The organism is Actinomadura physcomitrii, assembly GCF_008923205.2.
GTDB classification, from domain to species: domain Bacteria; phylum Actinomycetota; class Actinomycetes; order Streptosporangiales; family Streptosporangiaceae; genus Spirillospora; species Spirillospora physcomitrii.
The window spans coordinates 161,164-175,307 of record NZ_WBMS02000012.1 but is presented as its reverse complement, the minus strand read 5'-3'; the positions used below and the strand labels follow the sequence as shown (position 1 = coordinate 175,307).

The 14,144-nt window shown below is 73.1% G+C and carries 14 protein-coding genes; 12 read left to right on the top strand and 2 right to left on the bottom strand.

Annotated elements, in window-relative coordinates:
• Nucleotides 1–64 precede the first annotated feature (64 nt).
• The 6 genes from F8568_RS17470 to F8568_RS17445 all read left to right on the top strand — a co-directional run bounded on the left by F8568_RS17470 (nt 65) and on the right by F8568_RS17445 (nt 6,988).
• On the top strand, nt 65–1,228 hold the full coding sequence (locus F8568_RS17470) for a sensor histidine kinase (protein WP_151594598.1): 1,164 nt from the start codon (nt 65–67) through the stop codon (nt 1,226–1,228).
• A 91-nt stretch (nt 1,229–1,319) separates the two neighbouring features.
• Nucleotides 1,320–2,045, top strand: coding sequence for a response regulator (locus tag F8568_RS17465; RefSeq protein WP_236008843.1), 726 nt, complete (start codon nt 1,320–1,322; stop codon nt 2,043–2,045).
• 155 nt (nt 2,046–2,200) lie between these two features.
• Nucleotides 2,201–2,500: a chaplin family protein gene (locus F8568_RS17460; protein WP_151594597.1), complete on the top strand. Its 300-nt coding sequence runs from the start codon at nt 2,201–2,203 to the stop codon at nt 2,498–2,500.
• A 550-nt stretch (nt 2,501–3,050) separates the two neighbouring features.
• Entirely contained in the window at nt 3,051–3,353 is a 303-nt protein-coding gene (locus F8568_RS17455; RefSeq protein ID WP_151594596.1) for a chaplin family protein, read from the top strand.
• A 325-nt stretch (nt 3,354–3,678) separates the two neighbouring features.
• On the top strand, nt 3,679–4,452 hold the full coding sequence (locus tag F8568_RS17450) for an ABC transporter ATP-binding protein (protein WP_151594594.1): 774 nt from the start codon (nt 3,679–3,681) through the stop codon (nt 4,450–4,452).
• A gap of 4 nt (nt 4,453–4,456) precedes the next feature.
• On the top strand, nt 4,457–6,988 hold the full coding sequence (locus F8568_RS17445) for an ABC transporter permease (protein ID WP_151594593.1): 2,532 nt from the start codon (nt 4,457–4,459) through the stop codon (nt 6,986–6,988).
• Between the two features lie 211 nt (nt 6,989–7,199).
• Here F8568_RS17445 and F8568_RS17440 read toward each other — a convergent pair whose 3' ends face one another.
• Entirely contained in the window at nt 7,200–7,475 is a 276-nt protein-coding gene (locus tag F8568_RS17440; protein WP_151594592.1) for a hypothetical protein, read from the bottom strand.
• A gap of 315 nt (nt 7,476–7,790) precedes the next feature.
• Between F8568_RS17440 and F8568_RS17435 the strand changes: the two genes are divergently transcribed.
• From F8568_RS17435 to F8568_RS17410, 6 genes are all read left to right on the top strand, one after another.
• A complete protein-coding gene (locus F8568_RS17435) occupies nt 7,791–8,729 on the top strand; it encodes a Rossmann-like and DUF2520 domain-containing protein (protein WP_151594591.1) in 939 nt (312 codons plus the stop codon).
• A gap of 181 nt (nt 8,730–8,910) precedes the next feature.
• On the top strand, nt 8,911–9,777 hold the full coding sequence (panC, locus tag F8568_RS17430) for a pantoate--beta-alanine ligase (protein WP_151594590.1): 867 nt from the start codon (nt 8,911–8,913) through the stop codon (nt 9,775–9,777).
• The gene (gene panD / locus F8568_RS17425) at nt 9,777–10,193 is read left to right on the top strand and encodes an aspartate 1-decarboxylase (RefSeq protein ID WP_151594589.1); all 417 of its coding nucleotides are present in this window, start codon (nt 9,777–9,779) and stop codon (nt 10,191–10,193) included. Before panC ends, panD begins: the two co-directional genes overlap by 1 nt.
• A gap of 157 nt (nt 10,194–10,350) precedes the next feature.
• A complete protein-coding gene (locus tag F8568_RS17420; RefSeq protein WP_151594588.1) occupies nt 10,351–12,015 on the top strand; it encodes an L-aspartate oxidase in 1,665 nt (554 codons plus the stop codon).
• The gene (gene nadC / locus F8568_RS51035; RefSeq protein ID WP_407924476.1) at nt 12,012–12,869 is read left to right on the top strand and encodes a carboxylating nicotinate-nucleotide diphosphorylase; all 858 of its coding nucleotides are present in this window, start codon (nt 12,012–12,014) and stop codon (nt 12,867–12,869) included. The genes F8568_RS17420 and nadC overlap by 4 nt, the downstream gene beginning before the upstream one ends.
• A 14-nt stretch (nt 12,870–12,883) precedes the next feature.
• Nucleotides 12,884–13,666 carry a type III pantothenate kinase gene (locus F8568_RS17410; protein WP_151594587.1) on the top strand — a complete coding sequence of 261 codons (783 nt, stop codon included), beginning with the start codon at nt 12,884–12,886 and terminating at the stop codon, nt 13,664–13,666.
• Here F8568_RS17410 and F8568_RS17405 read toward each other — a convergent pair.
• Nucleotides 13,641–14,096, bottom strand: a complete 456-nt coding sequence (locus F8568_RS17405; RefSeq protein WP_151594586.1) for a hypothetical protein — start codon at nt 14,094–14,096, stop codon at nt 13,641–13,643. The genes F8568_RS17410 and F8568_RS17405 overlap by 26 nt on opposite strands.
• Between the last annotated feature and the right edge of the window lie 48 nt (nt 14,097–14,144).

Sequence of the window (14,144 nt, the reverse complement as noted above, 5' to 3'; positions counted from 1 at the left end):
CGGCGGACGACCGTCCGACCTGCGGCTGATCCAGGGCTGATCTGCGCGTCCGTACGCTGTGCGCATGGTCGGGAGGTTCTGGGACTGGCTGCGCGGCAGGAAACCGCTGGTCGACGCCTTTTTCGCGGCTCCGCTATTGCTGGTGGCCCTCCCCGCGTGGCTCGGGAACACGCAGGCCGTGCCGAGGCTCGAATACCTGGCGCTGACGACCGGGCTCGTCGCGTCGATGGTGATGCGGCGGACGTTCCCGCGGACGGTCTTCGCCGTGGTGGCGCTGATCAGCTGCATCCAATGCGTGGCCGGTATCGTCCCGATCCCGGCGAACATGGCCGTCCTGATGGGCGTGTACACCGTCGCGGCGGACCTCTCGTTCCGCTGGGGGCTGGCTGCGGCGTTGACGGCCGAGTTGGGCGCGGTGATGGCGGCGATGCGGTATTCGGTCGCCCCGAACGACCAGCGGTCGACGCTGCTGCTGCTGTCGGTGCTGGTCGCGGGCGTGTGGATCCTCGGGCTGCACATCCGGACGCGCCGCGCCTACCTGAGCTCGCTGGAGGAGCGGGCGGCCCGTCTCGAGCGGGAGCGCGACGCCGAGGTGAAGATGGCGATGGCGGCGGAACGGGCCCGGATCGCCCGGGAGCTCCACGACGTGGTGGCGCACAACGTCAGCGTGATCGTGGTGCAGGCGGACGGCGCGTCGTTCGCGATCGACCGGGACGTGGGGCGGGCCCGGCAGGCGCTGGAGACGATCTCGCAGACGGGCCGGCACGCGCTGGCGGAGATGCGGCGGCTGCTCGGGGTGCTGCGGGAGAGCGACGACGCGGGGGCGTACGCGCCGCAGCCGGGCGTCGCGCAGCTGGACGACCTGGTGGAGCAGGTGCGCTCGTCGGGCCTGCCGGTGACGTACGAGGTCGCCGGTTCGCCTCCGGACATGTCGGAGGGCCGGCAGCTGACGGTGTTCCGGATCGTTCAGGAGGCGCTGACCAACACGCTCAAGCACGGCGGTCCGCAGGTGGCGGCGACGGTCCGGCTCCGGTACGCGGGGGACGCGGTCGAGGTGCGGGTGCACGACGACGGGCGGGGCGCGGCGGCGGCCGACGACGGGCGCGGCCACGGGCTCGCGGGGATGCGGGAGCGTGCGGCGGTGTACGGCGGCAGCGTCCGCGCGGCGCCGTGTCCCGGCGGCGGTTTCGAGGTGCTCGCTCGGATCCCGACCGGCGAGCCCGGATGACCCGCCGCGCCATGCGGGCGCCGGGTGGGAGTGTGGGCAGGGTGGGCGCCGGGCGTGCCGCGGAACCGAGTCCGCTACGAGGAGAGGCGTGATGGAGATGGACGACGAGCTGGGCGCGGGGCCGATCCGGGTCGTGCTGGTGGACGACCAGGAGCTGGTGCGGGCCGGGTTCACGATGGTGCTGGACGCGCAGCCCGACATCGAGGTGGTCGGCGAGGCGGGGGACGGTCAGCAGGCCCTCGATCTGCTGCGGACGACGGCGGCGGACGTGGTGCTGATGGACGTCCGGATGCCGCGGATGGACGGCATCGAGGCGACGCGGCGGGTGGTGTCGGGCGAGTGGAGCGGGGTCGGCGACGGCGGCGGGCCGAAAGTGATCATCTTGACCACGTTCGACCTGGACGAGTACGCGTTCGCCGCGATCAAGGCGGGCGCGGGCGGGTTCCTGCTGAAGGACGCGGGCCCGGCGCAGCTGATCGAGGCGATCAAGGCGGTGCACTCGGGGGACGCGGTGGTGGCGCCGAGCACCACCAAGCGGCTGCTCGACCGGTTCGCGCTGCACCTGCCGGACACCGAGGAGAAGGCGAGCGGCGCGCTGGAGAGCCTGACCGAGCGGGAGGGCGAGGTGCTGCGGCTGGTGGCGCGGGGGATGTCGAACGCGGAGATCGCGGGCCGGCTGTTCGTGTCGGAGGCGACGGTGAAGACGCACATGGGCCGGATCCTGATGAAACTGGGGCTCCGGGACCGGGTGCAGGCGGTCGTGTTCGCCTACGAGACAGGACTGGTCAGAAGCGGGCAAGGCGGCGACGGCCGATGAGTTCATGATCACTTGCTGATGATCAATTGCCGCTCCGCTGGTCCGAACCAGCCCCGTGCCTGACTGTGGCGGGGTAACTACCGTACGCGACGCCCTCTGAGGGCGGCTTCGGAATCATTCGCTTCGGGCCGTCGGCCCGGTACGGGAGGACTCTCGTGTTCAAGAAGCTCGTCGTCACCGGCATCCTCGGGTGCGCGGTGGCCGGTTCGGCGCTGGGCGCGGCGCCCGCGTACGCCGGCGGCTGGGACCACGGCCACGGCCACGGCAAGGGTCACGGCAAGGGCCACGGCCAGTTCAACGGCAACCACACCAGCGGGAACTTCTCGATCCTGGGCGGCAACCAGGTCAACGTCCCGATCTCGGTCCCGGTCAATGTCTGCGGCAACGCGGTCGGCGCCGTGCTCGGCATCGCGGCCGCGCACTGCAAGGGCGGCGCGTCCGTCCACAACGGCTGATCCGCCGCACCGGGCCAGCGGCGGTCCGGTCTCGAAGCGCCGGAGGTCCCCCCGCGGGACTTCCGGCGCGTTCGCGGCGACCGGCACTGCGGAGCGTCGGTGGATCCCGTGTTCTTACCGCTCTCGCATGCGCGGGAGATGTATTGCGGCCCCGCGATGCCGTCGCTTCCGAGCATGTGAGAGGCGGCGCGGCGGCGGGTGGAGTCGCCGTGATCCGGCCGCTCCTTTCGAATGGCGAAAGGCGAGGTCGTGGGCCGTTTGGCGCCCTGAGAGCGTCGGCGTGGCCGCACTTCGGACGCGTCTCGGTGATGTGGAGCCGTGGACGGCGCGCACGGTGGTCGCGCTCGGCTGGGGCGACAGTCCCGGCGAACCCGGCAAAACGGTTACACTTTGTAACGCCATGATTACTCGTTGGCGACTATTTGCCGTCATGCTGGGGCGCTCTATTGGCTTACCGGAGAGTAGCTGGGTAACTACCGTACGCGACGCCCTCTAAAGGGCGGCTTCAAAATATTCGCTCGGGCCCTCGGCCCGGTACGGGAGGACTCTCGTGTTCAAGAAGCTCGCCGCCACCGGCATCCTCGGTTTCGCGGTCGCCGGTTCGGTTCTGGCCGCGGCCCCCGCGTACGCCGGGGACTGGGACCACGGCCACGGCCACGGCAAGGGCCACGGTCACGGCCACGGCCACGGCCAGTTCAACCACAACCACACCAGCGGGAACTTCTCCATCCTGGGTGGCAACCAGATCAACGCCCCGATCTCGATCCCGGTCGACGTCTGCGGCAACGCCGTCGCCGTCATCGGCATCGCGGGCGCCGGCTGCAAGGGCGGCGCGTCCGTCCACAACGGCTGATCAGCCGCGCCGGGCGCGCAACGGCCCGGCACCGAGGCGCCGGAGGTCCCACGGGGGCCTCCGGCGCCTCCGCGTGTACCGCGGGCAGGTGCGCAGGGCGCGCAGGGCGGGCAGGACGAGCAGGGCGAGCAGGGCGAGCAGGGCGAGCGGGGCGGGTCGGCGGAAGGGGGGACGGGCTCGTACGTCTCAGGTCGTACGCCGCGCGCCGGAGCAGCCGAAAAGCTGACACGCGGCGGAGCCGCACGGCTGATGGCAGCTGCGCCGCGGATTCCTAGCGTTGATCACGGTCGTATCCGACACGTCCGTCCGATCCGAAGGAGCCGCCGTGACCAGCACGTTCACCAGTCCGTCCGGGGAGGCGCCGCACGCCGCGCCGCCGCCCGCGGTCGCCGCCACCGGGGTGTCGAAGGTGTACGGGTCGGGCGACGCGGCCGTACGGGCGCTGCACGAGGTCAGCGTCGGGTTCGCGCGCGGTGCGTTCACCGCGATCATGGGCCCGTCCGGGTCCGGGAAGTCGACGCTCATGCACTGCCTGGCCGGGCTGGACACGGTCACCTCCGGGCGGATCGTGCTGGGCGACGCGGAGATCACCGGGATGGGCGACCGGCAGCTGACGATGCTGCGCCGCGACCGGGTCGGGTTCGTGTTCCAGGCGTTCAACCTGCTGCCGACGCTCACCGCGGAGCAGAACATCCTGCTGCCGCTGGAGCTGGCCGGCCGCAGGCCGGACCGGGCCTGGTTCGACCAGGTCGTGGACGTGGTGGGGCTGCGGGACCGGCTCGGGCACCGGCCGAGCGAGCTGTCGGGCGGCCAGCAGCAGCGGGTCGCGTGCGCGCGGGCGCTCGTCGCCCGCCCGGACGTGATCTTCGCGGACGAGCCGACCGGCAACCTCGACTCGCGCGCGGGCGCGGAGGTGCTGGGGTTCCTGCGCGCCTCGGTCCGCGAGATGGGGCGGACGATCGTGATGGTGACGCACGACCCGGTGGCGGCGTCCTACGCCGACCGGGTGGTGTTCCTGCGCGACGGCGCGATCGTCAGCGAGATCGTCCGGCCGACGCCGGACGCGGTGCTGGACCGGCTGAAGAGCCTGGGGGCGTGACCCGATGCTGAGGACGACGCTCGCGGGCCTGCGGGCCCACAAGCTGCGCCTGCTGCTGACCGCGGTGGCCATCACCCTCGGCGTGGGCTTCATCTCCGGCACGTTCGTGCTGACCGACACGATGAACCAGGGCGTCGCGCGGACGTTCGCGAGGTCGGCCGACAAGGTCGACGTCGCGGTCCGGCCCCCCGCGCGCACGGGTGCCGGCCCGGACGACGAGCAAGGGATCCCGTTGGACGTCCTGGCCCGCGTCAAGGCGGTGCCCGGCGTGACGCAGGCGCTGGGCACGGTGCGCGGCGACGCGGCACTGGTCGGCAAGGACGGCAAGACGGTCGGCGACGTCCCGACCGTCGGGATCTCGGTGCCGTCCGGGCGGCTGCTGCGCTACGACGTCACCAAGGGCAGGACGCCGTCGGGCGCGTCCGAGGCGGTGCTGGGCAAGGATCTCGCGGAAAGGTCCGGCTACAAGGTCGGCGACGCGGTCACGGTCCTCGACCACGCGAACCGCCCGCACCGCTTCACCGTCGTCGGGCTCGTCGACTTCGGCATCGACGAGGAGGCGGGCTACCGGGGCGGCGTCGGTTTCGACACCGCGACGGCGATGGCGATGGCGGGCGCGAAGAAGTACCAGGAGATCGACGTCCTGGGCGGGACGAAGCCGGCCGTGAAGGCGGCGGTCGGCGGCGAGTACAGGGTCTACACCGGTAAGGAGCTGGGCAAGCGGCTCGCCGACGAGGCGGGCGCGGACACCGAGGTCATCAAGGCCGGACTGCTGATCTTCGGGCTGGTCGCGATGCTGGTGTCGGCGCTGGTCATCTACAACACGTTCGCCATCCTGGTCGCGCAGCGGATGCGGGAGATGGCGCTGCTGCGCTGCGTCGGCGCGACCCGCCGGCAGGTGTTCGGCGGGGTGGTCACCGAGGCGTTCGCCGTCGGGCTCGCCGGGTCGGTGCTCGGCATCCTCACCGGCGCCGGGCTCGGCGCGGGGGCGGTCGCCGTCATGACGCGGCTGACCGACAAGGTGCGGATGGACGGCCTCGCCCTGTCCGCCCGGACGGTGGTGATCGGACTCGCGGTGGGCGTGGTCGTGACGGTCCTGTCCGCGCTGTTGCCGGCGCGGGCGGCGACGCGGGTCGCGCCCGTCGCGGCGCTGCGCTCGGAACCTGAGCCGGGCGGCGGGCGGTTCCGGCTCGGCGCGATCCGCACGGCGCTGGCCGTCCTGCTCGGCGCGGCCGGGCTCGGGCTCGGCGCCATGGGCTCGTTGACGATGGCTAAGGGCCAGGCCGCGATGTACACGGTCGCGCTCGCGGGGGCGGTGTTCTTCCTTGCCGTGGTGACCGCGATGCCTGCCCTGGTGCGTCCGCTCGGCCGCCTCGCCGGTGCGGTCCCGGCGCGGCTCGGCGGGGTGCCGGGACGGCTCGCGGTGGCGAACGCGCGCCGGTCCCCGCGCCGCACCGCTACCACGACGATCGCGCTGACCGTCGGGATCGGGCTGATGAGCCTGTTCGCCGTCGTCGCGGCGAGCAGCAAGGCGACGTCGGCGCAGAAGCTGGCCGAGCAGTACCCGGCCGAGTTCCAGGTGCAGGCGCGCATTGGCGACGGCGGCGGCCGGGCGCCGCAGGGACTCACCGAGGCGTTCAGGAAGCGGCCCGAGTTCTCCGACGTCTTCGAGTTGCTGGCCGAGGACGCCAAGGTCGACGGCAAGGAGACCCAGGTCGCGAGCCTGACCGGGTCGGCGCTCGGCCGCGTCCTGAAGCCGAAGCTCGTGGACGGGGCGGCGTCCGCGCTGACCTCGGACGGCCTGAAGCCGGGCACCGGGATCGTGGAGCAGGCCGTCGCGGAGCGACACGGCATGAGCGTCGGGCAGACCGTGCAGGTCAGGACGGTGCACGGCACCGCACCCGTGAAGATCGCCGCGGTGTTCAGCACGCCGGCGACGACGCTCGGCGGGCTGCTCGTCCCGGAGGCGGACTTCACCCGCTACTTCGCCGCGCCCGACGACTCGGCGATCTACATCAAGGACCGGGACGGTGTGCCGGCCGCCGCCGCGCGCAAGGCCGTCGAGACGGCGGCGCGCCCCTACCCGGCCGCGAAGGTGTACTCGTCCGCCGAGTTCGAGAAGAGCGTGAGCGACGCCATCGACATGCTGCTGCTGATCTTCGGGGGGCTGCTCGGGCTGGCGATCGTCATCGCGCTGTTCGGCATCGCCAACACGCTCACGCTGTCGGTGGTGGAGCGGACCCGCGAGTCGGCGCTGCTGCGCGCCCTCGGCCTCACCCGCCGCCAGCTGCGCCGGATGCTGTCGGTGGAGGCGCTGGTCATGGCGGTGATCGGCGCGTTCACCGGGGTCGTGCTCGGGGTGGCGTTCGGCTGGGCCGCGACGAACGCGATGGAGGACGGCGCGATCTTCTCGCTGCCCTACCTCCAGGTCACCGGGTTCGTGCTGCTGGCGGGCGCCGCCGGCGTGCTCGCCGCGGTGATGCCCGCGCGCCGGGCGGCCAAGGCGTCCATCGTGGAATCCCTGGCGCACGACTGACCGTGCTCTGGCGAATGTGTACGGAGTGTGACGAGCGCCCGGATTCGGACAGTCACCGAATCCGGGCGCCTCGTGTCACGGACGGTTCCCTTCGTCCCGCCGCGGGGACGGCGTCGCGGTGGGCCGAAGGCGCCGCGGGCATCGCCTCCGAGGGCGGCCGGGCAGGGTCAGGTCCCGGGCCGCCGGGCGGGCCCGCGGTGGAGTCACCTCGTCACCAGCGGTGCCCGATCCAGCCTGCGGTGCCGCTGTGGTTGTGCCCGTTGTACACGTGATTGCCGTTGCAGCCCGTGCCGGACTGGCTGCCGACGGAGACTGAGCCGCAGGTCACGCCGTAGCCACCGACGATCAAGACGTTCGTCGTGTTGCCCACGGCAGTGTTGTGGTTGTGGGTGTCGGCGTTGGCCGGAGCGGCCGCGAAGGCCGTTCCCGCGAGGGTCGCGACGACCGCGCCGGTCTTGAGGGCTGTCCTGATCAAAGTCTGCTCCATCTCGTCGGGGGCGGAGCGCCCTGGTCATTCCTTGCCTTTCACCTTGCGTGACGACGTCGTCACAGACATGGTTACGCCCCGCCTCCGGTCTTCCGCAAGCGTTCACGTTCCGTGACCTATGAAGTGTGGCCGTCCGGCCGACACGGACGTTACGACGGGTAGCCGGACCGTCACCGATGTGTGATGGTGTTCGCGGGACCCGTGCCGTCAAGGCGTCCGTGAACCACCGGAAGACCCACCGGAACGCGCGTCCGCGACCCGCGGGTACGCTGGGCGCGCACGTCCGGTACCTACCTCGAGGACTGGAACGAACAGATGGACCCATTCACGCCTGACCCCGCCGCGCCCGGGGACGGGCCGGGGGCCGGGGAGACGCGGCCCGAGGACCGGCCCGCCCGGCTCGCGGTCGGCGTCGTCGGCGCGGGACGCGTCGGCACGGCGCTCGGCGCGGCGCTCGCCCGCGCCGGCCACCGCGTGGCCGCCGCCGCGGCCGTCTCCGACCGGTCGCGCGAGCGGGTGGCCGAGCGGCTGCCCGGCGCCGCCGTCGTCACCCCGCAGGACGCCGTCGCCGTCGCCGACCTGGTGCTGCTCACCGTGCCAGACGACGCGCTGCCCGAACTGGCCGCCGGACTGGTCGCCGCGGGGGTCGACGTCACCGGCAAGCTCGTCATGCACACCAGCGGGCGGTACGGGTCCGCCGTCCTCGACCCGCTGACCCGCGCCGGGGCGCTGCCGCTGGCCCTGCACCCGGTCATGACGTTCACCGGACGCCCCGACGACGTGAACCGGCTCACCGGCATCTCGTTCGGCGTCACCGCGCCCGAACCGCTGCGCCCGGTCGCCGAGGCCCTCGTCGTGGAGATGGGCGGGGAGCCGGTGTGGATCACCGAGGAGCGCCGCCCGCTCTACCACGCGGCGCTCGCCGGCGGCGCCAACCACCTGGTCACCCTCGTCGTCGAGGCGATGGACCTGCTGCGCACCGCGGGCGTCGGCGAGCCCGGCCGGATGCTCGGCCCGCTGCTCGGCGCCGCCCTCGACAACGCGCTGCGGCTCGGCATCGACGGCCTGACCGGCCCGGTCGCGCGCGGCGACGCCGGGACGGTCGCCGACCACGTCGCCGAGCTCGGCAGGGTCTCGCCGGAGAGCCGCCGCGCCTACATCGCGCTGGCCCGCCTCACCGCCGACCGCGCGCTCGGCGCGGGACTCCTCAAACCCGAGGCCGCCGAGCGCCTCCTCGAAGTGCTGGCCGACTGACGGCCGCCCACCACCGCATGCCGAGGACACGCAGCACTCCGGCCGCCGCCCGGCGGAGCGCCGGCCCTGCGACGCCGACGAGAGCGGCGCCGACGAGTGCGGCGAGGGACGACCGGAACCGAGCAGGGACACCGAGCAGGACCGACCAGGGAGGATCAGTGAGCGAGCCGGAGGACGCGTCGTGACGCCCGTCATCGCCGCGACGCGCGAGGAACTGGCCGCCGCCCGTTCCGCGGCGAAGGGCGCGCTGGCACTCGTCCCCACGATGGGGGCGCTGCACGAGGGGCACCGGTCCCTGATCCGCGAGGCGCGGCGCCGCGCGGACGCGGTCGCGGTCAGCATCTTCGTCAACCCGCTGCAGTTCGGCCCGAACGAGGACTTCGACCGCTACCCCCGGACGTTCCAGGCCGACCTCGAGGCCTGCGCCGCCGAGGGTGTGGACATCGTGTTCGCGCCGTCCCGCGAGGTCATGTACCCGGGCGAGCCCGAGGTCACGGTCAGGTCGGGCCCGATGGGCGAGCGGGTGGAGGGCGCGGCGCGCCCCGGCCACTTCGACGGAATGCTCACGGTCGTCCTGAAGTTGTTGAACCTGGTGCGTCCGGACGTGGCCGTCTTCGGCCAGAAGGACGCGCAGCAGCTCGCGATGATCCGCCGGATGGTCGCGGACCTGAACGTGCCGGTCGAGATCGTCGGCGCGCCGACCGTCCGCGAGCAGGACGGGCTGGCCCTGTCGAGCCGGAACCGGTACCTGTCCGAGGACGAGCGGCGCACGGCGCTCGCCCTGTCCAGGGCGCTGTACGCGGGCGCGGACGCGGCCGACGAGGGCCCGGACGCGGTGGTCGGGGCGGCGGGCGCCGTCCTGGACAAGGCGGCCGCGGCCGACCCGCCGCTCGAGCTCGACTACCTCGTGCTCGTCGACCCGTCCACGTTCTTGCAGGTCACGACCGGATACACCGGTCCGGCCGTGCTCGCCGTCGCCGGACGCGTCGGCGCCACCCATCTGATCGACAACCTGCCCCTCCAGCTCGTCACCCCGAAGGAGCGCTGATGTTCCGGACGATGTTCAAGTCGAAGATCCACCGCGCCACCGTCACCCAGGCGGACCTGCACTACGTGGGCTCGCTCACCCTCGACCAGGACCTGATGGACGCCGCGGACCTGCTGCCCGGCGAGCAGGTGCACATCGTGGACATCGACAACGGCGCCCGCCTGGAGACCTACCTGATCGCGGGCGAGCGGGGCTCCGGCGTGATCGGGATCAACGGCGCGGCGGCCCGCCTGGTGCAGCCCGGCGACCTGGTGATCATCATCGCGTACGCGCAGATGACCGATGCCGAGGCGCGCGAGTTCGAGCCGCGCGTGGTGCACGTCGACCGGTCCAACGCCATCGTCGCGCTCGGCTCCGACGCGGCCGAGCCGGTGCCCGGCGGCGACGGCGTGCGGGGCGACCTCGTGGCGCGCTGAGGGCGCGCCCACGGCGGTCAGGGCGGCCGCGCATCCCCCGGGCGGGGTGCGCGGTCGTCCTGCTATGTGGGGTTTTACCCCGGAACTTGGGGGCCGAGCATTCGGGTCCGGTGGGGATAATGTCACAATGACGAGAACCGAACCCCGAGGAGGGCTCATGATCCCTTCCGTTCTCGACGCCCCCGCCCCCGGCTGGACCGCCGACGCCGACGTCGTCGTCATCGGCTCCGGCATCGCCGGCCTGGTCGCGGCACTGCGCTGCCGCCCGCACGGGCGCGTGCTGCTCGTCACCAAGGCGCTGCTCGACGCCGGGTCCACCCGCTGGGCGCAGGGCGGCATCGCCTCCGCCCTCGCCCCCGACGACACCCCCGACGACCACCTCGCCGACACCCTCACCGCCGGGGTCGGCCTCTGCGACGAGGCCGCCGTCCGGGTGCTCGTCACCGAGGGGCCGGACGCCGTCCGCGGGCTCATCGAGCTCGGCGCCGCGTTCGACCGCTCCGCGGACGGCGAGATCTCGCTCACCCGCGAGGGCGGCCACCACCGCCGCCGCATCGCGCACGCCGGCGGCGACGCCACCGGCGCGGAGATCAGCCGCGCGCTGCTCGCCGAGCTGAAGGACTCCGGCGTCGAGGTCATCGAGCACGCCCTCGTCCTCGACCTGCTCAAGGACGCCGCCGGACGCGCCGCCGGGGTCACCCTGCACGTGATGGGCGAGGGGCAGCCGAACGGCGTCGGCGCCGTCCGCGCCCGCGCCGTCGTGCTCGCCACCGGCGGCCTCGGCCAGGTGTTCTCCGCCACCACCAACCCCGAGGTGTCGACCGGCGACGGCGTCGCGCTCGCGCTGCGCGCGGGCGCCGCCGTCACCGACCTCGAGTTCGTCCAGTTCCACCCCACTCCGCTGTGGCTCGGCGAGGACGCGCGGGGGCAGCAGCCGCTGATCTCCGAGGCAGTCCGCGGGGAGGGCGCGCACCTGGTCGACCGCTCCGGCGAGCGGTTCATGGTCGGCCGCCACGAGCTGGCCGAGCTCGCCCCGCGCGACGTCGTCGCGAAGGGGATCATGAACCGGATGCGGGAGACCGGCGAGCCCTGCATGCTGCTCGACGGCCGGCACTTCGGCGCGGCGATGTGGGAGAAGCGGTTCCCGACCATCCTGGCCGCGTGCCGGCACCACGGCATCGACCCGGTGACCGAGCCGATCCCGGTCGTCCCCGCGGCGCACTACTCTAGCGGCGGCGTCCGGACCGACCTGTGGGGGCGCACGTCCGTCCCCGGCCTGTACGCGTGCGGCGAGGTCGCCTGCACGGGCGTGCACGGCGCGAACCGGCTGGCGTCCAACTCCCTGCTCGAAGGCCTCGTCTTCGCGGCCCGCATCGCCATCGCCCTCACCGACGACCTGGCCGCCGCCGACTTCACCGGCCCCGCCGACTTCACCGGCCCCGCGGACGCGCGCGGCGCGGCGGTGCCCCGGGGCGGTGGGCTGGTCGCGCCGCAGGCACGGGGGGAGATCCAGCGGATCATGACCACGCACGCCGGGGTGCTGCGCGGCGCCGAAGGGCTCGAAACGGCCGCGCGGGAGCTGGCCGCGCTTCCGCACGGCGGCGCGGAGCCCGGGGTGGAGGCGTGGGAGGCCACGAACCTGCACACCGTGGCGTCGGCCATCGTCGCCGCCGCGAGGCTGCGCGAGGAGACGCGCGGCAGCCACTGGCGGCAGGACTTCCCGGAACGGTCCGACGCGGGCTGGCGCGGGCATCTGGTCACGCGGCTGGCGGGGAACGTCCTGACGACGGCATACGAACCTCTCGAAGGGAACGACGAGTGACACCCGAACTCTCGCAGAAGCTCAAGGACGCCGGGCTCGATCCACAGACTGTGGAAAACCTCGTCCGGACGGCCCTGGACGAGGACGGCCCGGTCGACGTGACCAGCGAACCGATCTTCGCGCCGGAGGCCGCGTCGGCCGGGGACTTCCGGGCCCGCGAGGCGGGCGTCGTCGCCGGCATCCCGGTGGCCGCGGTCGTGTTCGAGCTGCTGGACGTCGCGTACGAGGCGAAGGCGGCGGACGGCGACCGGGTCGCCCCCGGCCAGGTGCTGATCTCCGTCGAGGGCCCCACCCGGGCCGTGCTCCGCGCGGAACGGACGGCACTGAACCTGCTCACGCACCTGTCCGGAATCGCGACCGCCGCGCGGCGCTGGACGGACGCGATGGAGGGCACCAAGGCGAGGGTCCGCGACACCCGCAAGACGCTGCCGGGCCTGCGCGCGCTCCAGAAGTACGCCGTGGCCTGCGGCGGCGGCGTCAACCATCGGATGGGCCTGCACGACTCCGCGCTGATCAAGGACAACCACGTCGCGGCGGCCGGCAGCGTCACCAAGGCCTACGAGGCGATCCGGGCGGTGTACCCGTCGCTGCACGTCCAGGTGGAGTGCGACACCCTTGACCAGGTCGAAGAGGCTCTCGCGGTGGGCGCGAAGAGCATCCTGCTGGACAACATGACCGACGCGCAGATGGCCGAGGCGGTGCGGCTCGTGGCGGGCCGGGCGGAGCTCGAGGCCAGCGGTGGGCTTACCCTGGAGCGGGCCCGAGACGTCGCCGTGACCGGGGTGGACTACCTTGCGGTCGGTGCGCTGACGCACTCGGCGCGCGTGTTCGACATCGGCCTTGACTTCTCCTGACCAGCGGGGACCGGATGCTGCTCACCATCGACGTCGGTAACACCCACACCGTCCTCGGCCTGTTCGAGGGCGAAGAGGTGATCGAGCACTGGAGGATCAACACCGATCCGCGGCGTACCGCCGACGAGATCGCGGTGGTCCTGCAGGGGCTGGTCCAGCAGAGCCCGCTGCTGGCCGAGACCGACATCAGCGGCATCGCGCTGTGCTCCACGGTCCCGTCCGTCCTGCACGAGATGCGGGAGATGTGCCGCCGCTACTACGGCGACGTGCAGGCGGTGATCGTGGAGCCGGGGGTCAAGACGGGGGTGCCCATCCGGATGGACAACCCCAAGGAGGTCGGGGCCGACCGCATCGTGAACGCGCTGGCCGCCGTGCACACGCACGGCGGCCCGGCGATCGTGGTCGACTTCGGCACCGCGACGACGTTCGACGCCGTCTCGGCGAAGGGCGAGTACGTCGGCGGCGCGATCGCGCCCGGTATCGAGATCTCGATCGACGCGCTCTCCTTGCGCGGCGCGCAGCTGCACAAGATCGAGCTGGTCCGGCCGCGCAGCGTGATCGCGAAGAACACGGTGGAGGCGCTGCAGTCCGGGATCATCTTCGGGTTCGCCGGGCAGGTGGACGGGATCGTCGAGCGGATGTCGGAGGAACTGGTCGACGACCCCGACGAGGTGACCGTGATCGCGACCGGCGGCCTCGCGCCGCTGGTGCTGGAGGAGTCCCGCAGCATCGACGTGTTCGAGCCGTGGCTCACCCTGATCGGGCTCCGGCTCATCTACCAGCGGAACACTCCCTGACGTCGGGGACGGCACGCCCGTCCGGGACCGTACACCCGGCGGCGCGGGTCTGCCGGGAGACGTAGCCGAGGCACGCGGCGGCCAGCACCGCCATGGCGGTCAGGGCCGCGTCGAGCGGGACCGCCTTCGCCAGGACGGTCAGCAGCAGCGGCGAGAACATCCCCACATAGACCAGGGCATAGGCGACGGCGGTGAGGCCGGCCAGCCCGCCGGGCGCGGCGATGCGGGCGACCGCGCCGAGGCCGTAGGTCAGCACGAACCCGTACCCGGCGCCGAGCACGACCGTCGTCACGGCGTTGAGGACGGGCAGGCCGGCGGCGACGGTCAGCGCGGCGAGCAGCAGCCCGCAGGTGATCGCGCCGAGCCCGGCGCGTGCGACGAGCCGCGGGTGCCGCGCCTCCAGCCGCCGGGCGACGGGCTGCGCCGCCATGCCGGACGCGGGGGTGAGCCCGGTGATCGCGCCCGCGTAGGCGATCCG